The following is a 26221-nucleotide window of genomic DNA, read 5'->3' as shown; positions in this document are numbered from 1 at the left end:
CACCAGCTCGTCACGCTATATCTCCCCTCCCTATTGTGGCAATCCAAACTCCGTTCGTTTGTTCGTAATTTCATCCTGAATATAAGTGGTATAATCCATTAATGCCTCTCTTGCTTCAACCATGCCAATGACCGTTTTGTAGAAGGCATTGAATAGATGACGGCCTGTGAAGTAACCGCCAGGTACTTCTGGAATTCCAACGACATAATCGAACTGCTCTTTTAGCTGTTTATAATCCTCAACTGGCCATGGCAAGCTATCAAGCGCATTAATGTTAGCTGTTGGATAACGTGCTGCTGCTCCCATTAGGCCTTCCATCTCGCGACCAAACTTTGCTTGCGTTTCATCGCTAGTCCACCATTTCATAAACTGCCAAGCCGCATCTTTATCCTCTGCTTTTTCAAGCATCATAACCGCTGATCCACCGCTTGGAACTTGGCGATTGATCGTCCCGTCCTCATTCACTGTTCCAGGAATCGGTGCAAAGCCCCATAACCCTCTAATTTCTGGTGCAAATACCGTCAGCTGATTGTATATGGTGTAATCAATAATGCCGATCGGCATTTGCCCTGTACGAAAACGATTGGCGAAGTCATATTCACGCTCAAGCTTGTAATCGGTGTAATATTCTGTCCATTGTTTAAAGGTTTCGATCGCAATTCTTGAATCCAGATCAGATTCCTTTCCATCGTTTCGATAAAATTGACCACCGTTTTGGAACAATAAAGCGGCATATAAACTATTAGGCGGAATGTTTTGCCCCTGTATAGCAGCCTGCTGCACTTGAGGCAACCCAAACTCCATATGATTTTTGCTTAGTACTGCCAGCAGCTCGGAAACTTCATCCCAAGTTGTCGGCACTTCTAAACCTAATTCTTCAAGTATGTCTTTTCGGTAGAACATCATATTGAACGTTTGCTGCTCTGGAAGTGCGTACACGCCATCTGAAAATTGGTACGGAACAATAGCGCTTGCTCTGAATCTTTCCGCAACCTCCGCATAATCTTCAAACTGTGTTAAATCTACAGATGAATTTCTCATTGCAAAGTTGACAGGAATATCATTGTCAATTTGCATCGCCACATCAGGCCCTTGTCCTGCTAGCGTGGCGGGCAATAACGTGTGCATTTGCACCAGCTTCAAGTTCACGTTAATGCCGGTTTCCTCCGTAAAGGTTTCATCAATCATCGCCTTCATCGTGTTGGCTTGGTCACGTCCACTACCAATCCAAACGGTAATCGTGCGTTGCTCCTTTGCTTCAGAAACATTGCCGATACTGTTGTAGTCGATGAAGAAGGAGTTTACAAATGTTTTTATTTCATGTGTTAACTTCGCAAAAGCACCGAGCCCTTTAATCTTTACATCCTGATCTGGAGAAGAAATAATGATGGCGTCGATTTCAAGCGGATGCTCTCTTGCCTGCTGCACCCATGTTCCAAGACCGCCAGCATTTGTTTTGTATTCTGTTAGTTTCCTATGAATGTTCTCTGGCTTTTCAATCATCTCATTAAGCTGAACCGTCATCGTTTTTAGCAATGCTTCTTGATCACTTGAACCATTTGCTAATTGCCTTAGTCTTGTCGCAACGGCCTGCAAGCGGTCACGCTCGGTTATAAAGGTATCAATCATGTTCGGTATTTTACTTGTTAGCTGATAGTCTCGAAATTCATCCGGCTTCGTTCCCGTAATCATCAAAATGTTACGGTACATCGTATTCAACTCGTAAAGAGAATCCTCAACCTCAGAGATCAACTCCGCGAATGGTCCCAGCGTAACCTCCATACGAATCTGATGCTTACCCGCCGTTAAATAATAGAGATACGGTTCATCGCCATTGCCCATCGTTTCTACACGGTAACCACTTGCATACTTAAAGCCGATCGTATTCATTTCTTCAAAAGGTACTTTTCCATCGATACTTAGCTTTCTAGTAGAATAAATACCTCTTTTCCAGTTTTGCTGTGCGACAAATGAAATGTTGTACAGGCCATCCTCTGGAACCTCTACTTCCCATTCCACCCACTGGCCTGGCATACGCCAGTTATAACCACCAATTGTATTTATTTTTATTAGAGAAGCGCTATATGGATATACCGCTGCACTAGTACGTTCAGAGACTGGATAAAGCGTTGGTGAAGATTTCAGAATGGATGCTTCACCTTCAATTCGCAATTCATGACCTGATGTCTCGCGAATACCTTCTTTTTTGTACTGCTCTACTAGCGCTTCATAGGTTGGTACCTCCTCTTGCTGCTTTAAGCGCAATTGTTTTATAATCATTGGCTCACGAGAAGCTATAAATGAAATTTGATGAGTACCCTTGCTAAAATAAAATTGAAACGGTTCCGTAATATAACCGTTAGAATCCTTCACATCCGCGGTCGTCCACGCTGGAACTTCAACCTGTCTTGGGCGCAATTCGTTCCCTTGATTGTCTACTTTAACTTCATCTAACTCGTTATTCCATAAACGATCAAACTGAATAAATTTCGCTTCCTCAAACGGAATCTCTCCATTAATTGAAATCATTCTTTCAATTGCAGAGCTTTTACCCTCTACAGGATAATAGAGGACTTCTAGTTGATATAAGCCTTCTTGTGGAATATTAACTTGCCATGTCACTTCTCCAGTATCACCCGTATAAAGCGCATCTCCGTCCATGCCTTCATACTGGCTTAGAACCTTAAATTCTCCATCACTTTCTTTTACGTATTGCGTCGCATCAATAATAATTTCCTGATCTGATTTTGCGACTCCCTCGTATTGTGCTATATAGGCATCGTAGCTGCCTGCACTAACTGTAGATTTCTTAAAGTCATCTAGTGCTAGCGAGGATATGGATTCATTTTTCGAGAAATATATTTGCACCATAACGGCTACAATGATCAATGCACATAATCCTATTGTGAGCAACGTAGTAGATTTCTTTAACGTACGACGCTGAACGTTCACCATAGTTCCTCCTCACTCCAGCCTGTGGTATGCATCCTTAGTTAATTAGAAAAGGGAAGACAGATTGACTTCCCTTTTCATGATTACATATGTTTATTGTTGATCAAAAACTTTAAGCGATGATTCAGCTTGAGCCTTATAGGTTTCAGCGGCAGCTGCTGCTGAAATCTGATTAACAACAATATCATTGACGAATGGCCACGCCGGGAAGTCTGGGAAACCATCTTCAACCGATATTAATCCAGTTCCTGAAATATGGTGGCGAAGCATATCAACATCATCTTCAAAGCCATACAGACTTTCTAAATATTCTTGACCCGAATACTCCTCTAACATTGGAATATCAAGTGTTTCCTCATAAATTTTGTATACTAGCTTCGCATCCTTAACGCCTTTACCGATAAATTTTCCGTTTTTCAGATAATCTGCATACGTAATTCCTTCAACTGCATTTGGACCTTTTGGAATTGGCACAATCCCAAAATCAAAGCTTAAGTCTCTTAGATTCCATTCTGCAGTAGTGAACATGGCAACATCGCCAGATTTGAATGTGTTATATTCATCCCACTCCATTGGATTACCTGTGCCGATCTTAACTACCTTGTCGATATTGTAAAGTCGATTCAAAAACTCACCTGTTTCGATAGAACCAGGGCTAGTAAGTCCTTCTTCTAAACTCACTTCGTCAGCTAGCTTTACTCCGTTTGATGCTGCAAAATGTCTGAAAATATCCGGAGCCCAGCCAGAGAAACCATAAACATCGATCTTTCCATCGTTGTTAGTATCTCTTGTCGCATCCTTAGCCAGCTCTAAAAATTTATCCCACGTCCACTCGCCTCTTGCATAAATTTCCTTTGGATCTTCTAGACCCAAATCTTTAAACAAATTGCGATTGTAGTGAACACCAGCTCCTAAGGAATTAGGACTTTCAAAGGAATAATAATCACCAGCAATCGGTGGATACTTCTCTACCAAATTAGCTCCATTATTGATGTTGCTTGTTTCATCCGTGAATTCACTAATTGGCAGGATTAATCCTTGTTTAATTAGAGGCAATGCCAATTTGTATTCCAGCTGGATAATATCTGCGAAAGGCTCACCGGCAAGTGCACTCGTTGTGAAGTTTGGAACCATTTCGTCATATGGAATATTTACAAATTCAATTTTCACATTATATTTTTTTTCAACTTCTGCGATTTTTTCTAATCGATTCAATTCCGATTGAGTCTCACCTGCAGGTGTTTGATCCCACCATGCAGCAATTCTAATAACACGTCCATCAAGATCTGGTACATCTTCTTCTACGACTGGTTCTGGTGTACTTTCAGCCGCTCCATTAGTCGGTGTTGAATTGGCTGGCGTTGTTGTTCCATTATTTCCACCTTTACCACTACAAGCAGTCAGTACAAACACCAGACAAAGCATCAGGATAGAAAACCCTTTTAATTTACGCAAATTTTATCCCCCCATTTAAATTTGTATCCGTTTACTTTGACAATCGTACAATAATCAATAATTCACCACTACACCAAATATTTAGCCTACATAACAATAATTAAACTTATCGTCTAGGCAACGCGAAATTTGTCACTATTTAAAAACAAAGAAGCGTATGGACTGTGACATTCAGCCATACGCTTCGTTTACATCTATTCTAAATTGTTCTGTTTTCTGTCATACCAATCATTTACTTCTTCCGTTATTTTTGAACCACCATATGCCCCCCATTTTACGACAAAATCATCAAACGCCTCTATAGTTGCATCACCGAATAAAATACTGTTAAATGTGTTTTGCTCAAGCTTACCCAACAATTCCCACTTTTCTTTCATTGTTGTGGTTGGTGGTCCCGTGTACATATCCTTTCTTGATGCCTCCTGCTGCGAGAGGAGAACTTCAATGCTGTCTTCAGGCGTTTCGTTCACGATATATGAAGGTATCCGTGCCCCATCGAAAGTCAACGTGTACGCTGCGACACGCAAATTTTCGAATATGACCTCCTCAGGAGAAATTTCTGAAATATCCTTATCATCTGTTTCATTTATCGTATTCCAGTCATATCCTTTTGCTAACCCATACGTAAATTCACCTTCAGATACAGCATAATAATCAAACAAATAGTTTTGATAAGTAAAAAATATTTCTGGATGCTCCATCTTTTTATTAATTAGAATAGCTCCATTTACGGGCAATTTACCTCTACGCAATACGGTCCCTTCAGGGCCAATAGGCAACGGAATAGCCTTATATCTGGCATGAGCATCTATCAAATTCAAATCAGATAGCGGCCAGCCTGCCATCCAATACGGTCCAGCAATTATACCCGCTTTGCCAGAGGTAAATAATTGTGCGGCTTTCGTTTCATCATACCACTGACTATCGCCTGATATATACCCCTTTTCAATCCATTGCTTCAATAGGTGAAGCGCTTCCTTAGTTCCAGGTAAAACAGAACCATAGACAAGCGAGTTGTCCGCTTGCAAGTTCCACTGTTGCGGAATAGCTTCATAAGCTCCAAATACCCAGCTGCTATCTGCCATCCACGTATTCACTCCATGAATTAAACTGATCGTTAATCCATAGGTATCATCCTCTCCATTTCCATCCGGATCTTGATTGGTGAATGCCTCCATGACCGCTTCCAGCTCTGTAAACGTTTTCGGTTCCGCTAATCCTAAATTTTCAAGCCAATCCTCTCGTATCCATAGCACCGGATCAGATGTATATTCGAAATCCAAAATAGGAATAGCATATTTGAGCCCATCACGAGAGAATGCATCCCAAACTGAAGGCTCTTCCATCATTGCGTCTTTCCACACATCGGATGCATGCTGATCAAATAGCTGTCCTACCTCCATAAATTGACCAGAATCTATTAATTCATTGATCAGATCGAAATCTCGGGTTGTCACAATATCGGGCAACGTTCCTTTTGCTAACTCTAATCTTAATTTATTTGAATAGGAATTGTTAATATCGGTAATTGTCCATAGATACTTAATTCGTATCCCTAAGCGCTCCTCTGCCCAGCGCGTGTGAACATTATTTTCTAATGTTTCGCCATTGATAAAGACGACGTCCGGATTAACTGCACCTACCGTTTCAAGCGTAACAGGTGTCACATATTTACCTTGCTCCTTATCAAATTGAATAGTACCCGCTTCTTCACGTTGTGTGCTATTATTTGAGAATGTTGCCTCGCAACCAGCACATAGAATCAGTACAATCAAGATTATAGCAACCCGCAATGCACTCGCTCCTATTCTAATTGATTAAATAACTCTATCATCATATCATAATACTTGCTAAGAAAAACTACCAAAACGTCCAAATCGTCAAGCACGATTAACTATTATTAATTAGGGTGATTCGTATGAAACTTCGTATAAATTTATTTTATAAGATGCTTTTTATTATCGTTGTCATTATTAGTATTACGCTGTTTCTCTATGGACGTTCTTATCAAAATAATATAAAGCTGATCACGAATCAATTAACCTTAACCGACTTAAACCAATTGAATTTTTTCACACAGCAGCTAGATAATAATATAGACCAGCTTTTCACAAATGCCTATACGCTGTTTCGTGACTCTACGATAAGAAACTTTGGACAAATCGATAATTTAGAGCATCTGATTAATCGTAATCATACAAAATTAAATGTATTAGAAAAACTCTCACTTCAGACAAGCTCGGCTAATTTAATCAATCATATTGCTGTCTATAACGTGAACAGCAAAGAAGTTTTATCTACAGATTCTACCTCTCAATTCGGGGAGCTTGCCCTTAAACAATCACTTGATACCGATTGGACGTTTGTCCCTTATACTGCTCAATCTATGTCGCAAGGTGAATTCCATATGTATCTTGCAAGCCCTGCACATTATCTTGAAACACCCGAAAAAGCGAATATGATTATGGAGGTTCGCTTTTCTACTTCAGAGCTAGTGAAAATGCTAAGTGAGTATCAAACTCAATATAGCGGCGATACTTTTTTGTTTCAACAAAATAATGAAATTATAAGTCAGCCCGGCTCAGATTTGGATTTAGCAAAAGGCATACTTAGTAAAATCGAAGATTTAGAAGATAAGAAAAATATCTCGACGATAGTAAACTTTGACGGTAAAAGATACATGGTGAACAGTGCTTGGTCAGAGTCCTTAAAGTGGCATGTCATACACTATTCGCCATTAGAAGTTTTTTTGAAACCGCTTGAAAGCAGTCGTCTCGCTTTCTATATGGCTTCGATATTTCTGTTAATCATTAGTATTTTTCTGTTGCTTTTATTATTTAGACAAATTCATCGTCCGATCAGCATGTTAATTAGAGCTGTCAATCGCATCAAAGAGGGGATGTGGTCCTACCGAATCAACTTAAATACAAACAATGAATTTTCCATATTGAACGAAGCGTTTAATGAAATGGCTTCACAAATCCAAACATTGATCGAGCAGGTTTATATGGAACAGCTTAGAGTGAAGGACGCATATCTAAAGCAGCTTCAATCACAAATCAACCCTCACTTCTTGTATAATTGTTTGTTTTTCATTAAAAGCAAAGCTGGCGTCGGAGATACGGATGCGGTCTCAGCTATGGCGATTAATCTTGGTGAGTATTATCGCTATATTACACGGCTAGATGAATCAAATACGACAATTGGACAAGAGCTTAAACTGCTCGAAAACTATTTATCCGTACAAAACCTGAGAAAGCAAAGAATTGCATATCGAATTCATGTACCAGAGTCTTTGCTAGAGTTGCAAATTCCTAGACTACTCATTCAGCCGTTAGTAGAAAATAGTATTGTTCATGGTATTGAAAAGATATCGGGACAAGGAATCATTACAATAACTGGAAAAACAGAAGGGACAAGATTGTATATTAGCGTTGAAGACAATGGGGCTGGTATGAGCGAGCAAGATCGAATAAAGCTACTAGAAAAAATAGAATCGCCTGTATTTAATGAAACCAGTGGGTATGGCCTTTGGAATGTTCAACAAAGACTAAAACACGTATTCGGCGTGCACTCTGGGCTAAGCCTCTCCATTTCTGAAATGGGCGGGGTTTGCGTGACACTCCGAATGGATAGAAAAGAGGTATAATATGCTGCAAATTTTACTTGTTGATGATGAACCCTATGTAGTAGATGATCTCTCCATAACGATTCCTTGGGAAAATATAGATATCGATCAGGTACATGTCGCCTATTCCGGTATGGAAGCGCTCGAAATATTGCACAAACATCCAATAGATATCGTGGTTACTGATATCAATATGCCTCAAATGTCGGGGCTGGAGTTAATTGAAACGATTAAAAAGAACTGGAAGCACATGAAGTGCGTTCTGCTAACAGGCTATGCGGAGTTTGAGTATGCCAGAAAAGCCATTAATCATAATGTTAGTGATTACTTGTTAAAGCCCGTAACAGATGATCATTTAATTGAATCTTTACTTAAAATAAAGCAGGAAATTCAACAGGATTGGGAGCAATTAGCCTCTTATCAGCGTACGATGCAAACGCTGCGTGAGCATCTTCCTTTGCTTAGAGATAAATTTCTAAATGATTTATTGCAAGGTAGACGGATCTCTGATGCTCAATTTATCGAAAAAACGAAAAAATTCAATCTGCCTTTTGCAATCGGTGACACGACTGCCCTGCTGGTCGTTCGTCTGGAGGAATTTTTTCAAAAGCAGGATATGGACAGTCTTCTTTTATTAGAATATGCGATCGTTAATATAGTGGGTGAAATGCTGCAAGAGCACTTCCATGTATGGTCCTGTAAAGACAGTCATGATTATCTCATCTTTTTACTATCTCCGAAATCTAATGCAGCTTCGGGAACTGAAGACCGCTTTATGCGAAATATCGCCTATCAAATTCAAAAAAATGTAAACACAATTATCGGCGGTGAAATTTCCATTGTTACAACAGACTGGGGGCCAATCCCTTCTAAAACTCGATCGCTTTATCAGTCTGCTATTACAACGATACATCAAAGAATTGGACCCGAGATGGGCGTATACCTATCGAGCGCACGAGCAGAAGAGAATCCTTCAACCATACCGACATTGCAAGCCCTTTATGAGCCGCCCACGTTATTTCATCTATTTGAAACGAATAATTGGGATGCCATCGAGATGAAGCTAACAACGATTATTCAGGAATTAAGAAGCACAGAACTATCACAAGAACATATTCAGGAAACGAAAAGCTTTTTAGAGGCTTCATTCTTATATTTCTCTCATCGAAATAGTAAATTTCTTGGTGACATTGTTACGTCATCGCTAATGGAAACTCGCTCCATACGTACACCCGACCAACTTTGTGAATGGGCTAATACGATCCTAACTCAATTAAAGAGTTATTTTGATACAGAAAGATTAGATAGACGTTCGCTCATCATTGGACAAGTACAAGACTTTATCGGAGCCAATCTGCATTATGTCTCTCTTCATTCCATTGCGGAGCATGTCGGGCTGCACCCGGTATATTTATCTAAAATATTTAAAGCCGAAACAGGGCAGCGGATCAGTGACTTTATTTTTTATGCAAAAATGGAAAAAGCCTCTTATCTACTTACAAATACTTCTTTAAAAATTTACGAAATATCTGAGCAATTAGGGTACTCGAATGCACATTACTTTATTAAGCTATTCAAGGAATACAGCCAATTTACGCCGCAAGAATTCAGGGATCGTAGAAGAACGTAAAAAGCAAATTCTCTTCCAACCTATGGATGAGAATTTGCTTTTTTATATGCTTACAGCTAGTTAATAAATTGTTATATGGTTGCTCATTTGTTATATATTATTTTTTTGACAGTGTATATAATCCAAGTATTAATAGCGTTAAAGAAGGTTAACTACAAGGAGGTTAGGTTTGAATAACATTATTAAAACAAAATTACTATTAGTTTTATGTTTATGTCTTGTTATGACCGCATGCAGTAATGTCTTTAATAAAACCAAAAGTGGAGATGATCACGTGACCAAAGTGGATGTCTATGAGCAAGCAAAAAACATCGGTCGAGCGCTCAACATAGGTAATGCCCTGGATGCTCCTTATGAAGGTGCATGGGACATCGTAATTCAGGAAGAATATTTTAAGTTGATAAAAGAAAAAGGGTTCGATTCGATTCGCGTTCCCATCCGATTTTCCAATAAAACAACAACTGAGGCACCTTACACAATAGATGAAAACTTCATGCTGAGGGTAGATTGGGTCATTGAACAAAGTCTATTACAAGAACTGAATGTCATTGTAGATCTCCATCATTTTGACGAGTTAATTGCTGATCCTATCGGCAATAAAGAGCGTTTTCTATCGATTTGGGATCAAATATCTTCCCGTTATAGCAACCAGCCTTCAAACGTTTATTATGAAGTTCTGAATGAACCCCATTCAACAATTAGCTCAAAAATGTGGAATGAATATTTACTTGAGGCGATCGATACCATACGACAGCATGATCCAGATCGTACCTTGATTATAGGAGGTACTGATTGGAACAGCATTAATGGCTTATATCAGCTTGAATTGCCTGAGGAAGATCGAAATATTATCGCAACGATTCACTATTATGGTCCGATGTTCTTTACTCATCAAGGAGCAGAATGGATGGAACCTGAATATGGAACAAAAGGTCTTGTATGGCCGGGTCCTCCACCAGTTCCAGTAGAGCCTGTTGAAGCGGCTCAAAAGGTTGACTGGGTTAACAATTTCTTCAAAAATTATAATACCAAAACAGGAGCCGATAATCCTGCTAGCGAAGAAGCACTGGTACGAGATTTGGAGCGTGCAGCCAAGTGGGGAGAAATTCATGATCGCCCGATATTTTTAGGTGAATTTGGCGTTTACAGTAGTGCGGATATGGAGTCCAGAGCAGCATGGACTAAGAAGGTCCGAACGGAAGCTGAGCGGCTCGGCATGCCATGGGCTTATTGGGAGTTTGCAGCTGGGTTTGGTGTATATAATCGTGCATCATCTTCCTGGAATGAAAAATTAGTGGATGCCCTTCTGTCTAATCCATAAGAACTTGTAGGTATGAAAGAGACATGTCTTGTTGTCCTTTGTGCAGGAGCTGGATAATCCATCCAGCTTACACATCGAGTCAAGCATGTCTCTTTTATTTTCTATCTTTCCATCCTTAACACAATTCCCTTATTTACTGTAAAATGTATTGGATTCCTTTTTCAATGACAAACTACATCATATGTTGAAAACTATAATACGGAGACAAACATGCGAAATCTACGTTATTCACACCTTCGTTCCATCATGGCTTGTTTACTCATGTTTACCATCGTTCAATCCATCGCTTATGCGGATCCATCCTTGCCAATCATTGATGAACAAGAAATGTACACCATAGAAATTTATCCTCAACGCCATCAAATGATTGTGTTGTTGCAAGGAGAGAAAATCAAAACATACCCTATAGCCGTTGGCAATCCTTTGACGCCTACTCCAGTTGGAGAATACCAGATTATATACAAGGGAAAAGATTGGGGCCCTTCCTTCGGTCCACGTTGGCTCGGTCTAAACGTTCCCTGGGGAAATTATGGTATTCACGGTACGAATAAACCGTACTCAATTGGACAGCACTTGAGTCATGGCTGCATCCGCATGCGCAACAACGACGTCAAGGAATTATATGACATGATACCACTGGGAACCATAGTCATTATAAATGGACATTTGCTGGGGGATCTGGATCATGAACCTAGAGCCTTGGCAGAAGGAGATGTGGGAGGCGACGTACAGCTGATACAGTCCCGTCTGAAAAGCGCTGGTTACTTTAAAGGGATATGCAATGGAAAGTTTCGAGCAGATACAACGGCAGCGTTAAAACAATTTCAGCGTGATTCCCAGTTGATTCCTAATGGTGTTGTATCGGAAAAGGTATATGAACAACTGGGTTTGTTAGAGTAATCAAGAATGTGATTTCGCAGTGTCACCCTTTTATTGGTGAACATCTACATCGGTTTTTCCAGGCAGCTCAATTGTCACTTTCCCTCCGCCTGTCGTCTCATCGTTGGCAACGTTCAGCTCTCCGCCATGCAAACGAGCGATAAACCGAGCAATATACAGCCCCATGCCGTAATGTCCGTTCGATCTGCGTGCTGAATCCCCCATATAGAACTGCTCGGTCGCCATCGTGAGTGCTTCCGATGAAAAACCCGGACCCTTGTCTACAACGCAAAACCGAATACGCTTTTGCGAAAACTCAACGCTTAAGGTGAGCTCGCTGTACTTCGGTGCCTGATCAACAGCATTGGAGATAATGTTCATAAGCGCTCTTTCCAGCAGCTCTGGATCAGCATGTATCGTATCCGGCAGACCGTCCGCTATAACATATGGAGTTAGTTCCTTTACGACAGCCAGTGCATGTATCTGTCCTTCGATCTTCCGTACGAATCCCTTTAGATCAACGGTAGCAAGCTGAAGCGAGGTTAAACTCTCCGTTTTCGTAATTTCAATTAAGGATTTCATATAGGCATCCATCTGACGAATGCTTTCCGTAATATAGTCCGTATACTCCTTCTGCTCCTCGGTTAAGCTTGTCTCAGATAAAAGCTCGACATTGCCGCGAACAATAGTGAGCGGTGTCTTAACATCGTGAGCAAGCGCAGAAATTTGATCCCGACGGCTTCGTTCCAGCTTCCATTGGCTCTCCAGCGACTGCTTCAAGGCATGCTTCATCTGGTCCATAGAATGCAGCACTTGGTCAATCTCATCAATTGCGCTGTATTGAATTGTAAAATCCAAGTTTTGCTGCTGAATCAAATTTGTTGCTTCCTGCAGCCCATTCATTTTGCGTGCCAGCTTGCGACCAAAGGAAGAAGCAAGTAGCGCTGATCCACCAAGAAAAGCAATGCAGAAAACAACAAAGAAGAACAACTCAGCACTAGGCACAAGATTGCGAAGCAGGGGATCGCTGAACTGAGCAGATACAGAATACTTAAAAATATATACCTCTTGCTGAATCGTTTTCTTCGTATAATTATATGGAAAGCGATAAGAAGAATTTCGATTCTCCAGCTGCTTCCATACTTTTTCTGATTGTTTAGCCGTCATGCTATGTTCTAGCAGCTGACCATCTAAAGTATATCTTGCGTATTTGTAAAACGTATAGGATGAGTCCAGTTCCGGTAATTGACCTGCTGCAACAGCTGCACTAGCCTCCATGACCTGTTTTTCCGCATAATTAGCGGGTAAGATCATGCCTGTACGCATACACCCGACAAAAATCAAGGCATGAATCATAGTAAGTGCAATCGTACCCGCACAGAACACGGCCAAATATCGGAGAAACAACGTGCGCAGCTTGGTCGACTTTCGCTCGGAAGAGTGAGAGCTTACTTCCATCGGTATCCAATCCCCCAAACGGTCTCTACTGGAGCGACCTCTATTCGTGTCAGCTTGGCGCGTATATTTTTAATATGCTCCACAATAGTAGAGGCATCGCTCTCACCATCAAACCCAAAAACAGCTTCGTATATCTGCTCCTTGGAGAAAACTTGTCCGCGGTTCAACGCCAAAAATTCACAGATCGCATACTCGCTTTTGGTCAAGGGAACGCCCCTATCCCGTACTGTAATTTCTTTCCCAGACAGATTAAAATTCACTTCTCCAATACAGAGCACATTACGCTTCTCGCGACTTTCCCTACGAAGGTGGGCATGAATTCGTGCTCGCAATTCACCTGCGCCGAACGGTTTAATAATATAGTCATCCGCACCTTCACCGAGCCCTGCCATCACATCATTTTCCATCGATTTGGCAGTTAGGAACAGAATCGGGCAATCGACCTTATTGCGAATCAAGCGACAGAGGGAGTAACCATCCATCTTTGGCATCATCACATCCAGCAGAATGAGGTCATAGGCACCCAATTGAAGATTCGGCACCTCAGTAGAATCTGTGTAGGTTGTCACGACATGTCCGTCCTTTTGCAAAATATTGCGAAGCAACGCGACCACAGCTGGCTCGTCATCAACAGCTAGTATATTCGCCATGGCACTCACTTCCTTTACATTTGTCTTATTCTAATGATGTTCTTCCTTCCCATCGTCTAAACCAACCTCCTAATAATACCATGATTGCTGCTGTTCCACCTACACAGCACAGGATACCTGGCTGGATGAGAAACTCGGCCGGAAACGGTCCTCCCCCAGAGAGCTCAACTTGCATCCAGCTGGAGATGAATCTTGCAGCCCATGCGCTCGGAATGTAAATCCAGTTGTGATCACCAAGACCTGTCAACAATAGTGCCGCTATGAGGCTTTCTACAATTCCAAGACCAATCGATGCCCCTTTGCCAAATCTCAAGCTGATGTAGATATGCAGGGCATAGAGAAAGACACTGCTACCAAATATAATGCAGGAAGCCTTAACATAGAAGGCAAGATTGTATGCGGATTGATCCAGCATATACAGAAAGCCTGCTCCAAATCCTACAACTGCCAACAGTGCACTGCCAAAGCCTAAAATGAGCAGCAGCGTCAGCTTGCTGGCAAGGGGGACAAGTCGGCTTGGCTGGGCCAGTAGCTGCTGATAGCGTCCAGCTGAAGCTTCCTGATCAGCTGCGATGGCACAGACAATACCGATCATCGTCGGAAAAGCGATAGCGATAATCTGTAAATACCCGCTAACCTTGGAAACAGGCGCATACGGGGTATAGGCAAAGTAAGCCAAAAACATACCTAACCCTGCTAATGGAACAAGCAGGTGGATGAGCAGCAGTGGCTGCCTTTTAAGCTTCATCAGATCTGACTTGAGGCTGCGGGTATAAGCGACCATATCATTTCGCCTCCCGGTTGCGGAAAGTCAGCATGGTTAACGCGGACAGCAGAATGAACAGGCCAAGCGTGATTATTAGGCCCGGCACAATAACTCCTTTGTCCAAGAGCACATCACCATCTGGCACCTGCAATCCGTTAGGAAGCACCCCTATTACGGCGCACATAAGACGAGCAGGAATAGCATAAGGAGCTACCCACCAAAGGGATGTTGTGCTAAATAAAATCATGCAGGCTACATTCCCTAATACATTTATAATGAGCGCTGCAAACATGCCGATTCGATCCACAAGAAACAGACAAAGCGGGATCTGCCATAGAAAAGTTAGAAACAGCAACAGGCTGGCAGCGGCGCTTTCTGGTAAGGTTAGAACGGCCGGGAAGACGAAGCAGCTAAGCGTAACACCGATAAACAGAACGATAGTTGAAGCTAGCAGCATCAAGGAACCAGCGCCGATCTTGCCAAGCCAAACCTTCTCTAAATGAATAGGAAGCCCGAGTATGGCACGGTATTTTAGTTTTTTCCCATCCTTTTGAACGAGTCCTGCACACATCAGCGTTAATGCCCCGGGCAAAAGCATCGAATACCACCAGTTATAGGTTGCACTTTGCAGGTATGAACCGGCCATTAGCGCTGTACATAGCAGCAAGGTTAGAACAGGAGCCACCCAGATCAGCTTTTTCGCAAAGGTTCGTTTGACTTTTAAGGTTTCAGCACGAATGTACGCTTGCATCCTATTTCTCTCCCTTCCGGTATTCTTGAGCAATTTGCATAAATAAGGTTTCCAGACTCTCTCCTGGGGTAATCACATCCTGGTAAGCCAGAATACCTCCGGCTATGATGCCAATGTGATCAGCTATTTGTTCTACCTCAGACAAAATATGGCTGGATAAAATAACCGTGATCCCATGCTTCGGAAAAGATCGGATCAGCTCCCGCTGCTCTTGAATACCGATTGGATCGAGACCATTAGTCGGCTCATCGAGAATAAGCAGCTTTGGATTATGAAGAAGGGCGATCGCGATACCGAGCCGCTGCTTCATTCCCAAGGAAAATTGGCCGGAAAGCTTCTTTCCTGTATTCGTTAAATCGACGAGCTGCAGCACCTCGTCAATACGAGCTTCTGGCAGTCCAAGCAGTGTCGCCCGTACCTTCAAATTTTCCTTTGCCGTCAAGTTTTCATATAGAGGCGGTGACTCAATCAAGGCGCCAATATGGGCTAGATCCTTGCGCGACCACGGCTTTCCTTGAAACAAAATTTCGCCAGAAGTAGGTCGCAGCATCCCCGTCAGCATTTTAAGCGTCGTCGATTTCCCTGCCCCGTTCGGACCGAGCAGCCCGTAGACAGAATGCTCTGGAATAGATAAGGAGACATTGTTTACTGCCTGCTGGCCTTTAAAGGTTTTACATAGATTTTTCGTCTGCAACATAATGTTTTTCATCGATACCTTCATCCTTTTCTTTCGTTCTTGTGCTTATCTTATAAGCCAATTCTAAGAATTTTATAAGGATTGCCGGAGAAGTCGATAATTTCTTAATGTTTCTTAAACTGCGTTGTTTGAAAAAAGCACCGAATACGATCGGGAACCCGATGTATCCGGTGCTGTATATGCATTTTCTTGAACGTCACAAATATGATCGGTATCGTAAATTAAACAAAGTCACTATAATGGTAACAACTGTTAATTTATTTTGAGGAAGGTATTGACCTTTCCCTAACGTCAATCTTGTAAGGTAATAGTGTAACCGAACAAAGGAGGAAAACCATGCTTACGGTTGGTCAATTAGCTCGTATTTTTAACGTAACCGCTAAAACCATTCGACATTACGATGCTGTTGGGCTATTTATGCCACAAAAAGTGGGAGGCGATAATCTTTATCGATATTATTCAGCCGAGCAGCTGCCTGAATTACGCCGAATACTCTTTCTTCGCTCGATGGGGCTTAGTATTGAGGTCATACGTGAGCTTAAACAAAACGGTACATTACATCAGGCGGAGAAGCTTAAGGTGATTTTGTCCGAGCATGCTGCCAGCATTCAAGAGGAAATAGATATTAAGCTTAAACACCTAGCTTCCGTCAAGCATATGGTCGATCACATTTCTAATTCTGGGGGAATTAATATCGAACCGAGAATCGTAAGAAAAGAGGGCTTCACTGTTGTAGGCATGGAATGGAACAGGAAAATTAGCGCAGGCGAAATCCAGCAAATGTGGGAGCATTTCCTCACTCGAGAGCATGAGCTTCTTCCTTACAATTTAGAACCGGAGCATTCCTATGGCATATGCATCCCTGGTCCGGACGGTGATTTTTCTTATATTGCCGGCTTGAGGACAGATGGCAAACGTGTCCCGCAAGGTATGCAATTCATTACCGTTCCACCGCAACAGTATGCGGTGTTTACACACTTTGGTAGTGTAAGCCGCATTGGAGAGACGATGGAGCTCATCTATCGAAAGTGGCTGCCTCTTCATGGACTTGAGCCAACATCAGGGATCGACTTCGAGCTATATGATGAAAGATTTGCAGGAGCGGACAACGAAAAGTCGCAATTAGATTTGTACATTCCTATCAGTAACGGTTAACATGCATAATGAAAGGATGGGTCTCATGACCATATATCAAGGCAATGGTGCATATTGTTATGCTAATTCTGCCTCTATGCTTCTTTCAACAATTGGAGAGAAGATCTCTCCTGCATTAATTGAAGTTGTTTCTGGTTTTGCGTTAGGTGCTTTTATTGAGCGAAACCAGCTACTTTTTTTTGATATTTGTACAAGCAGTCCTGATAAAGGAATTTGTCATGCATTTGAGATTTTGGGCTTTAAGGTAATAGAGAAAGTATACAAGGAATCAGAACCATATCCAATAGAGGAATTACAGAAAGATCTTCTCCATTCTCCCGTCATGCTCGGACCTCTGGATATGGGACATCTATCTTATAATCCAAATTCTCGCTATCTAGCGGGCTGCGACCATTATGTATTAGCGTTAGGTCATCATGAACATGAATTATTAATACATGATCCAGCAGGCTTTCCTTTCGTGTCACTTTCTTTCGAACGGCTAGCTCTAGCTTGGAAAGCTGAGAACATAACTTGGAGCAGCGGTTGTTATCGCTCCTGGGTAACACCTCAACGCATATCGAACCCTACAAGTGAAGAGGTGTATGATAAAGCCGTGCAGCTTTTCATATTGAATTATGAGGAACAGAAGAAACATGCGAAACAAGAAGCAAGAGTTGCCGGTGGAGATGCCATTCGGTTAAAAGCCCAACAAATCAAAGAGGGCGCTATTGGTCATGAGGAAATTGGACATTTCGTAAATTTTGCTTTTCCTGTTGGTGCTAGACGTGCGCTTGATTTTTCAAGTTTCTTCCATGAGAGACACGCTCAGCTGTCTTTACTCAAATATAAGCAAGCCCAGTTATTTGGAAAATGTCAGACATTAGCTATGAAAAAAAACTGGACGCAGCTAGCAGAAGCAATGGAATTACTTGGTGATCATGAAGATCATATTGAAGCTGCTATTTTATCGTTACATCGTTGATTTTAACATCTTTCCGCTCCCTCGCGAATCTGCATAGGCCTTTAAAAGAACAGTTATAAATTAGCTTCCTTATGCCCATTACGTTGAGTGACAAATATTAAGTAATTCTGATCTGCTTTAATAATTCCCATCCACATACTGCTTACTGAATTCCTTTTTTAACGCCTTCCATGCTTCCTTTCCACATTGTCATAAATACTAGTTGACAGACAGATGAATTCCCATCCGATATTCCGTCTATAAGTATAGATTGCATAAAATACAAGATGAAAGGAACTCAGTTATGATTCTAAAAGCATCTCAATTAACAATTTTAGTAAAGGACCAGGGTCAGGCTAAACAATTTTATACAGAAATACTTGGTTTTGTTGTGATATCGGATATGGAATTTGGTCCATCACGGTATCTTGCTGTAGCACCGAGAGAGTCTAATGAGACAGTACTTGAATTAGTAAAGGCCGAAACACCTAACCAAGTAGCGTTGGTAGGTAAACAAAGCGCTAATCAAGTCCTGATCATGTTTGAAACAGATAATATCGAGGGTGACTATTTTGATATGAAACAGCGCGGGGTTCAATTTCAAGGAGAACCAACTAATGTTCCGGGAGGAAAAGGAGTCGGGTTTACGGATTTGTATGGTAATCAATTTGACTTATTTCAAGCAGATTAATTAATAGCTTCATGTAAATTCATAGCCCCCGCTATTTTAGCCTTATAGGTATGTACAAGGTCAGTCAAAACAAGTCCAATTAAAAACTGAGCCAATGCAAGGAATCATCCCGCATTGGCTCGACTTCATTTCATTATATCTCATAGCATAGCATTCCATATATAACACTAGCCATTAGGCTCCTCATTTCCCACCACGTAGCTTTTCGTCGACATATATTCAATCTGATAGCTTCCAGCCATCAGCACGCACGCTACATCTTTCCCACGCTGCTGAGCCTGATATTGATCTTTAAGCAAACCGGCTTCCTGCAGCTTAGCACCGTTGATCGTCACTGCACTCATTTCTGCATCAGGCAGTATAACCTTCGCTGTTGATTGAAATGGAACGGTGAAGCTGAACGACAGCCTACCGTCAGCATGAATGTGCCAGCCGCTTTCAATTAAACCAGAAGGAGAATGGAAGGTTGCTTTAGCATGCGACAATCGACCATTTGGTTTCGGGCTCAATGTAAATGCACGATAACCAGGCGCTTCTGCAACAGGATGGATGCCGCACATATGCTGAAACATCCACTGTACGATCGAGCCATATGCGTAGTGGTTCAGCGAATTCATCCCCGTGCTGCTAATGCTGCCGTCGGCCAGCACCGAGTTCCAGCGTTCCCAGATCGTTGTCGCGCCCAGCTTCACTGCATAAAGCCAGCTTGGGTAATCATCGTTAAGCAATAGCGTATATGCATCATCATTCGCGCCATGTTCCGATAGCACCAGACATAGATAAGGCGTACCAACAAAGCCTGTTGTCAGGTGCATATCATTCTCACGCAGCATCGCCTTCAAGTCACTGATTACTCTCGCACGCAGCTCCTGCGGTACAAGCTCCATATAAAGCGCAACAACCAAAGCGGTTTGCGTATGAATGGCGCAGCGCCCATTAGGCGTAAAATATTCCCGCATGATCGCTGCTTTAATCTCCTCCACAAGCTTGACATACTGCTCGGCAAGCTCATGCTTTTCCAGCACTGTCGCTGCTTTAGCTACTAATTGCGCCGAATAGCAGTAATAAGCAGATGCGATATAATAAGCGTCCGTTCCGCCAAATGGACTGTTCGGATCCTTATTGTCAAGCGCTAACCAGTCACCAAAGTGGAAGCCTGTTTGCCACAAGCGTTTGCCGCCATTCTCGTCATCGGCTCGTTTAATATAATCCACCCAATCCTTCATCGTATCGAACTGCGCCCGAAGCATTTCCTTGTCTCCGTATTGGAGATACAGTGTCCACGGAATAACCGTTGCAGCATCGCCCCAGGCTGCAGAGCCCGTGTTGCTATTCATATCGTCATCGTCCTGCCTCGACCTAAATGCTGGCACTGTAAATGGAACTGAGCCATTTCTGCGCAGCTGCTCCTGACGCAAATCAAACATGTATTTGTTATAAAAAGCCGGTGAATACATATTGAAGCAAGCTGTGGAAGCAAATACTTGTGCATCCCCCGTCCAGCCCATCCGCTCATCGCGCTGCGGACAATCCGTTGGCACATCGAGAAAATTGCCGCGTTGTCCCCATAGCGCATTTTCAAACAATCGATTCACCAGCGGGTCCGATGTTTCGATTGTCCCTGTCTGTTCCAGCTCACTATGAACAACACAGCCGGTGAAGTCCTCTAGCTTCACATCATCCAGAAAGCCTTGCAGCTTTACATAGCGGAAGCCAAAAAAGGTGAAATGAGGCTGAACTTCAGCAGGTAAACCGTTAGCAATATAGATATGCTCTGCTTTGGCTGAACGTAAATTATCCTGATAAAAGTTTCCGTTTTGCAAAATCTCACCGTACTGCAGATGCAGCTTCGTCCCTTTGCTCGCTGTCGTTTTGAAACGGACCCAGCCCGTCATGTTTTGCCCAAAGTCGAGCACTGTTTCCCCTGCAGGCGTATGAATGATCTCGACAGGCGAGCGTTCCTCCATTATTTTAACCGGGACACTTAGCCTTGCTTGAAGCTGCTCCGTTGAAACGGAGGTCGGCTGTACCGGAGACCAGTCGCTATCGTCATATTCACTGCGTGACCAGTTCGTAATGTACTTCGTTGCATCATACACCTCTCCATCATAAATGCTGCTGCTTTGCACTGCCGATGGCGCACACTTCCACGTTGGGTCCGTAGCAATTGTCCACTCTGTCCCATCGTCTAGCGTTACAACTAGCTCGGCAAGCAGCGCAAACTCTTCGCCATACCAATCTGAAAACCCGCCGTCAAAGCCAAAACGCCCTTTGTACCAGCCATTGCCGAGGGCAACACCAATTGCATTAGCACCGTCTAGAAGCAGTTCCGTTACATCGTACGTTTGATATTGCAGCCAATAGTTATAGGCATGATAGCCCGGCGCCAAGTACTCATCACTAACTCTGCGACCGTTCAGCTCAAGCTCATACAAGCCTACCCCCGCGATATAAATACGCGCCTTCTCCAGCTTCGCTATTACATCGGCTGTCAGCTGGAACTGCCTTCTAAGCAGCGGATGAATATCTCGATCGAAACTTGGCGTAATCCATAAGCCTTGCCATGGCTCCTCCATTTTGGCTGTTTCAAACCAGGCGATTTCACTCGTCGCTACATCACCGGCATCCCCCCACACCGTAACACGCCAGTAATAGCGCGTGCGCGACTTGAGCTCGATCTTCGGCGTATACGCCAAGCTATCGATATGCTGCTGTTGACCACTGTCCAGCACCATATGCTGAAAGCTCGAATCGTAGGCAATTTCTACACGAGCAGACTGCTGAAGCTTTGACCCACTTCCCCCTGACTCCGTTACCCAGGATAAACATAGACGATCGAATTGAAAGCCAAGCGGATTCGTAAGATGATTCGTTCTTAACTGTGCGACACGCATATTGACGCCTCCTATAACTAACAATATATTGGCTAAAAAGACAAGCAGCTCAAGCTGCCAGATAGCGCTTTCTTATCCTATCTTAGCGATTTTCTTTGCTGATCTATATGTCGGAACGTTTTATCTTGACTAACCATATTTTCGATCATACAATTTTGGGAAAGATGGCAAAGGAGGTGCAGCATCGAGATGGATGAGCAGCAGCTAGATCAATATTTACGCAGCTATAACGATTTAGAGGCTTCTTATATAGCCAATCCGCCGCAGAATGATATCTACGTTGCTCCAGGGGCATTCGAGATCAACGGCAAGCCGATTTTGTTGTTTGACAAGGTGGGCAACCTTTCACTCGATAAAATCAAGATTACAAAGCATGAGCGCTTTGCAGCCGTGCCGATGCATGTTCATACGTGGGTTGAAATCAACTACATATATTCAGGAAGCTGTACGCAGATTATTAATGAAGAAACAGTTGTTCTGACGGAAGGCCAGCTCATTCTTATTGATACGCAAGTACCGCATGCGATCCTGCCCACTGGGGAAAACGATATTGTGATTAACATTTTGCTGTCGAAGGATATGCTACGCACTGCTTTTTTAAGCCGCTTATCGAACAAAGGGATTATTGCCGACTTCTTGATTAATGCGATCAGTAAAGGACGCAACCACGACCACTACATCATTTTTCATTCACAAGAAAACAAGAAAATATCTCGGCTAATAAAGGAAATGCTATGCGAATATTTTGACCAAACTGCTTATTTCGATGAAATCATTGAGTCGTATATGGTCATTATTTTCACCGAGCTGCTGCGGGTTTTTAGATATGATGCGCATCAGCCACACGCGCAAACAACGAATGAAACAAGTCTGATTCAAATTCTTCAATACATTGAATCCCATTATGAGGACTGCACACTTGCGTCCGCCGCTGCTCATTTCAACTACAGCACCAGTTACTTCAGCACCTTTATCAAAAAACATACGGGCAAAACATTCAATGAGCTTGTTAGAACGCAGAAGCTGACTCATGCAGGCTTGCTGATAACGCAAACGTCAGAGCCGATCTATGAGATTGCCCGCCAGGTAGGCTACGATAATTTGACGTTTTTCTATAAAAAATTCAAACAGGTTTACGGCATGTCTCCGCAAGAGTATCGTTTGAAGCGCATGTACCAATAGATGGCTTGTAAATGGGGCTAGAAGATTTAAGGCCATCCTATGTGGATGGCCTGGTACGTATTTAGACTTTAGTTGCTTACACGGCTTAAAAGCTGAACAACTATTGCGGGATCAGACTAAATGATTCGAGCGAAACTCATTAATAAAGCCTTCTAGCCAGTCTTCTGAAAAATCAAGCGCCCCTTCATCGTTGATGAATTCGACATCAAGACCCATGACCCAAAATCGTCGCGCCATCATAAATACTGCAATTGAGGATTCATCCTGTTCGGAGAAGTCTCGAACTGTCCGGTAGCCGGAGATTAGCGAATTCCATAATACCTCTTTTTTATCCTCTGGCAGCCGTTTTCTGTTTCGAACTTGTGCCAAATCGTAGGCACGCCATCCTTTTGCGGAGAATTCAAAATCGTAGTGCGTAAAACTGTCGCCCTCTTGAAATGCGTTATTGTTGCCATGCATATCGCCATGACAAATTCCCCAATCAAGGCCCTGTTTCGTAACGACGTCGATACGCTCGATTAAGGCACTCGTATACTCGCGTAGAAATGATGCGGCGCTATGTTGCTCTCCAATATAGTTCATAATAAGATCTAGTGGCTGCCTGATGAGAAAATCTGTATCTAACTGATACCTAGGATGATCTAAGGTGATAGTGTCCAATGCTGTATGCAGCTCTGCCGCTGACCTGCCAAAAGAGAAGCATGATTGCTCATCATGGAGCACATTTTCAGTACCTGCCAGATAGCTGAAAATGACGACGCTTCTTTTACCTTCCGGCGCATCTATAGAAGTGAATGAATGCCCATCTTTTGTAGAGATCGGTACTGAAACCTTCGTGCTAGAAGAACTCAATACGGAGTCTAGCTGATCGAGTAAAGAGCATTCATACGTCACATCGCTTTCGGTTACAGATTGGCGATATACACGAAGAATATAATAACCTCTGCTGGTACGAATTTTATAGGTATCATTCAACCCTCGTAGCCAGAACACGCAATCCTCCCAGTCTCCAATATCATAAAGATTGCTTAAACAGTACTCCAAATATTTTGGAGCTAAAATAGAACGAAGGGTCGTCGGTTGATTGTACATGTTAAACTCCTTAAATTAAATTATAGCTGTGTACCAAGAGTCAGCATATGGTGTCGAGCTTGTTCCTCCAACTGGACAACGGTCTCATCGAAGGTTTTAATTGGCGAATAGCCCAAATCGTTTCTAATTTTATTGGTGCTATACGTCATTCTTATCGGTTTTCCATCAGGTATGATGAGTTCCTTGTTGATGGCGCGTGCAAGACGCGTCGTAAATTTGTCTTCCGTATAGTTGCCGTCTACAGCATTGTACGTCTGGTTTGCAGCCGCGGGATGAGTAGCCGCTAAAACGCACATTTCAGCCAAATTATCAGCATGTACCCACGGTGTCAAATCCTCGGGATGAATCCATGTTACATTCTCTACCTCTAAAAGTTTTGCAATCATCTTATCTCCCCAGTGAGAATTATGCTCGGCACAGACAACACCTGGACGCAAGATTACACTCTCTAGTCCTCGAGCTATCGCATCTTGTACAATTCTTTCTGATTCACATTTCGTCGAGGTATAAACTTCAGCGTGTCCATATGCTAACTCACTGTCTTCATCAAAGTCAATCTCTCCCTCGACATGTCCATATACAGATACCGTTGAAATATGGACAAACCGTTCAACTCCTGCTGATTTAGCCACTTCTACCAAGCACTGAACGCCCACAATATTAGCTTCCTCAGCCACGGCTCTATCATCACCGAGATACGCAGCTGCATGAATTACAGCGCTTACATCTTCTAGCGCATTTTTTAGCGTATCTCTATTTGTTAAGTCTCCAATAACAGGTATAATTCCTAACTGGTCACAAATAGCGATTTGTTCCTTGTTTCGTATCAGCCCTTTAACAATCGCGCCTTCACTAACACACTTTCTTGCAATTTTATCTCCTACCGTTCCTGAAACGCCTGTCACTAGAATCACTTTATCTCGAAGCCTCATATTATCCCCCTCCTCCAACTAGAAAGCTTTACCCATTTAATTCCACATGTGGATAGCATTGTCCTTTAATCATGTGAATTAAATTGATTCTCGTCAACTAATTCGCAAAACTGTCCGTTGTTTTCGATATATCCGTTCTTCGATGAACGATTCTACATTCAGAATGTCTGAAGACGACAAAATAAAAATGTCATCGATACAACTCCAAAAGGCGCAGTCCACCCGCCTATAGTAGAGAAATCGATGACATTTTCCAACACTTTTTATCTTAAGTTATCTTGCGTTAAAACTTTTCTGGGAACTGTTTGTAAATTCCCTCGGTCAAGATATTTGCCAGATGAATCATATGGATCTCGTTTTGATCGGTTGCTTCGATGTCGCCTTTCCAGTCTCCACTGAGACAGGCTAGTACGATCTTGGTAATGAACTGTAGATGCGTATAGAGCATATCCTGCATCTCTTTAAACTGCCAGTTGGGGTTAGCCTCACTTAAAAATTTGGCGATATCGTCCGCATTTCTATGCCAGTCTGCTTCCAGCTTATTCACATCCGTCTGATTGCCTGCTTTGGCAGCATCTACAATTTTTCCTGCGATCACAATATGCTCGGTCAGAAGCTCTGCCAGCTTATTACCAGCGGCTTCTCCGTAATATGGCTTAATGACATTGCCTATGTCCTGTTGATTTCGTAACAGACGTTCTAATACATACTTTTGATCTGGTCGATTAGATAAGGCGCTGACAATATAGCTTCTCGTCCATATCGTATGGTCAATCCATGCCTTTTCCATATCTCCCTTCAGTTTTACGTATTTGGGACTTAGACATATCGTATCCCGCTTCTCTGCTGCCTTCACTTCTGTTGATGCTATTGCTGAACTCAAACTAAACACGATAACAAAGCTTAATAGTAACGCCAGTATTTTTTTCACGCTCATCTACCCTTCTGTTCATTTGAAATATTATAGGCAGTAATATTATGGTTATTTTTCCCGAATTTATGCAAAAATAATAGGCGTAAACAGAAAGTTAGTTTCCACGACTTTCTGTTTACGCCTGAAGTTTTTGAGAAATAGAACAGCCACATTTCTAAGGGGATACCATTAAATTCTCGCCTGAGATCGGATTCCCGTTCTTACAAAAATC

At 42.5% G+C, this 26221-nt stretch carries 20 protein-coding genes; 8 read left to right on the top strand and 12 right to left on the bottom strand.

Annotated elements, in window-relative coordinates; all coding sequences use genetic code 11:
* Nucleotides 1-30: 30 nt before the first annotated feature.
* The 3 genes from ACFP56_RS12045 to ACFP56_RS12035 form a co-directional block, all read right to left on the bottom strand.
* Nucleotides 31-2871 carry an extracellular solute-binding protein gene (locus tag ACFP56_RS12045; RefSeq protein ID WP_379235875.1) on the bottom strand — a complete coding sequence of 947 codons (2841 nt, stop codon included), beginning with the start codon at nt 2869-2871 and terminating at the stop codon, nt 31-33.
* 174 nt (nt 2872-3045) lie between these two features.
* Entirely contained in the window at nt 3046-4407 is a 1362-nt protein-coding gene (locus tag ACFP56_RS12040; RefSeq protein WP_379234749.1) for an ABC transporter substrate-binding protein, read from the bottom strand.
* 194 nt (nt 4408-4601) lie between these two features.
* Complete coding sequence (locus ACFP56_RS12035) at nt 4602-6200, bottom strand: extracellular solute-binding protein (protein ID WP_379234747.1); 1599 nt, start codon at nt 6198-6200, stop codon at nt 4602-4604.
* A 125-nt stretch (nt 6201-6325) separates the two neighbouring features.
* Between ACFP56_RS12035 and ACFP56_RS12030 the strand changes: the two genes are divergently transcribed.
* From ACFP56_RS12030 to ACFP56_RS12015, 4 genes are all read left to right on the top strand, one after another.
* Nucleotides 6326-8056 carry a cache domain-containing sensor histidine kinase gene (locus ACFP56_RS12030; protein WP_379234745.1) on the top strand — a complete coding sequence of 577 codons (1731 nt, stop codon included), beginning with the start codon at nt 6326-6328 and terminating at the stop codon, nt 8054-8056.
* A 1-nt stretch (nt 8057) separates the two neighbouring features.
* A complete protein-coding gene (locus tag ACFP56_RS12025; protein WP_379234743.1) occupies nt 8058-9665 on the top strand; it encodes a response regulator transcription factor in 1608 nt (535 codons plus the stop codon).
* Nucleotides 9666-9939: 274 nt separating this feature from the next.
* Nucleotides 9940-10986 (top strand): glycoside hydrolase family 5 protein, encoded by a 1047-nt coding sequence (locus ACFP56_RS12020; RefSeq protein ID WP_379234741.1) that lies wholly within the window; start codon nt 9940-9942, stop codon nt 10984-10986.
* 246 nt (nt 10987-11232) lie between these two features.
* The gene (locus tag ACFP56_RS12015) at nt 11233-11886 is read left to right on the top strand and encodes a L,D-transpeptidase family protein (RefSeq protein WP_379235873.1); all 654 of its coding nucleotides are present in this window, start codon (nt 11233-11235) and stop codon (nt 11884-11886) included.
* Between the two features lie 30 nt (nt 11887-11916).
* Here ACFP56_RS12015 and ACFP56_RS12010 read toward each other — a convergent pair whose 3' ends face one another.
* The 5 genes from ACFP56_RS12010 to ACFP56_RS11990 are packed head-to-tail and all read right to left on the bottom strand — an operon-like array spanning nt 11917 to nt 16199.
* Nucleotides 11917-13323 carry a HAMP domain-containing sensor histidine kinase gene (locus ACFP56_RS12010; RefSeq protein ID WP_379234739.1) on the bottom strand — a complete coding sequence of 469 codons (1407 nt, stop codon included), beginning with the start codon at nt 13321-13323 and terminating at the stop codon, nt 11917-11919.
* Complete coding sequence (locus ACFP56_RS12005; protein ID WP_379234737.1) at nt 13314-13973, bottom strand: response regulator transcription factor; 660 nt, start codon at nt 13971-13973, stop codon at nt 13314-13316. The genes ACFP56_RS12010 and ACFP56_RS12005 overlap by 10 nt, the downstream gene beginning before the upstream one ends.
* Nucleotides 13974-13998: 25 nt before the next feature.
* The gene (locus ACFP56_RS12000; protein WP_379234735.1) at nt 13999-14757 is read right to left on the bottom strand and encodes a lantibiotic immunity ABC transporter MutG family permease subunit; all 759 of its coding nucleotides are present in this window, start codon (nt 14755-14757) and stop codon (nt 13999-14001) included.
* A gap of 1 nt (nt 14758) precedes the next feature.
* Nucleotides 14759-15490: a lantibiotic immunity ABC transporter MutE/EpiE family permease subunit gene (locus tag ACFP56_RS11995; RefSeq protein ID WP_379234733.1), complete on the bottom strand. Its 732-nt coding sequence runs from the start codon at nt 15488-15490 to the stop codon at nt 14759-14761.
* 1 nt (nt 15491) lies between these two features.
* Nucleotides 15492-16199, bottom strand: coding sequence for a lantibiotic protection ABC transporter ATP-binding protein (locus tag ACFP56_RS11990; RefSeq protein ID WP_379234731.1), 708 nt, complete (start codon nt 16197-16199; stop codon nt 15492-15494).
* A 324-nt stretch (nt 16200-16523) separates the two neighbouring features.
* Here ACFP56_RS11990 and ACFP56_RS11985 point away from each other — a divergent pair, with 324 nt between their 5' ends.
* From ACFP56_RS11985 to ACFP56_RS11975, 3 genes are all read left to right on the top strand, one after another.
* Nucleotides 16524-17342, top strand: a complete 819-nt coding sequence (locus ACFP56_RS11985) for a GyrI-like domain-containing protein (protein ID WP_379234729.1) — start codon at nt 16524-16526, stop codon at nt 17340-17342.
* Between the two features lie 25 nt (nt 17343-17367).
* Entirely contained in the window at nt 17368-18306 is a 939-nt protein-coding gene (locus ACFP56_RS11980) for a hypothetical protein (protein ID WP_379234727.1), read from the top strand.
* Between the two features lie 283 nt (nt 18307-18589).
* Nucleotides 18590-18976, top strand: coding sequence for a VOC family protein (locus ACFP56_RS11975; protein ID WP_379234725.1), 387 nt, complete (start codon nt 18590-18592; stop codon nt 18974-18976).
* A 167-nt stretch (nt 18977-19143) separates the two neighbouring features.
* Here the strand turns inward: ACFP56_RS11975 and ACFP56_RS11970 are convergent, their stop codons facing one another.
* Nucleotides 19144-21870, bottom strand: a complete 2727-nt coding sequence (locus ACFP56_RS11970; RefSeq protein ID WP_379234723.1) for an alpha-L-rhamnosidase — start codon at nt 21868-21870, stop codon at nt 19144-19146.
* A 189-nt stretch (nt 21871-22059) separates the two neighbouring features.
* Between ACFP56_RS11970 and ACFP56_RS11965 the strand changes: the two genes are divergently transcribed.
* A complete protein-coding gene (locus tag ACFP56_RS11965) occupies nt 22060-23052 on the top strand; it encodes an AraC family transcriptional regulator (RefSeq protein ID WP_379234721.1) in 993 nt (330 codons plus the stop codon).
* A gap of 111 nt (nt 23053-23163) precedes the next feature.
* Here ACFP56_RS11965 and ACFP56_RS11960 read toward each other — a convergent pair whose 3' ends face one another.
* The 3 genes from ACFP56_RS11960 to ACFP56_RS11950 all read right to left on the bottom strand — a co-directional run bounded on the left by ACFP56_RS11960 (nt 23164) and on the right by ACFP56_RS11950 (nt 26013).
* A complete protein-coding gene (locus tag ACFP56_RS11960; protein WP_379234719.1) occupies nt 23164-24144 on the bottom strand; it encodes a phosphotransferase in 981 nt (326 codons plus the stop codon).
* Nucleotides 24145-24164: 20 nt separating this feature from the next.
* Complete coding sequence (locus tag ACFP56_RS11955) at nt 24165-25076, bottom strand: NAD-dependent epimerase/dehydratase family protein (RefSeq protein WP_379234717.1); 912 nt, start codon at nt 25074-25076, stop codon at nt 24165-24167.
* Nucleotides 25077-25359: 283 nt separating this feature from the next.
* Nucleotides 25360-26013 carry a glycosyltransferase gene (locus ACFP56_RS11950; protein WP_379234715.1) on the bottom strand — a complete coding sequence of 218 codons (654 nt, stop codon included), beginning with the start codon at nt 26011-26013 and terminating at the stop codon, nt 25360-25362.
* Between the last annotated feature and the right edge of the window lie 208 nt (nt 26014-26221).

It is taken from the genome of Paenibacillus septentrionalis (assembly GCF_042659865.1).
GTDB lineage: Bacteria > Bacillota > Bacilli > Paenibacillales > Paenibacillaceae > Pristimantibacillus > Pristimantibacillus septentrionalis.
This window is presented reverse-complemented; position numbering and strand designations above follow the sequence as displayed.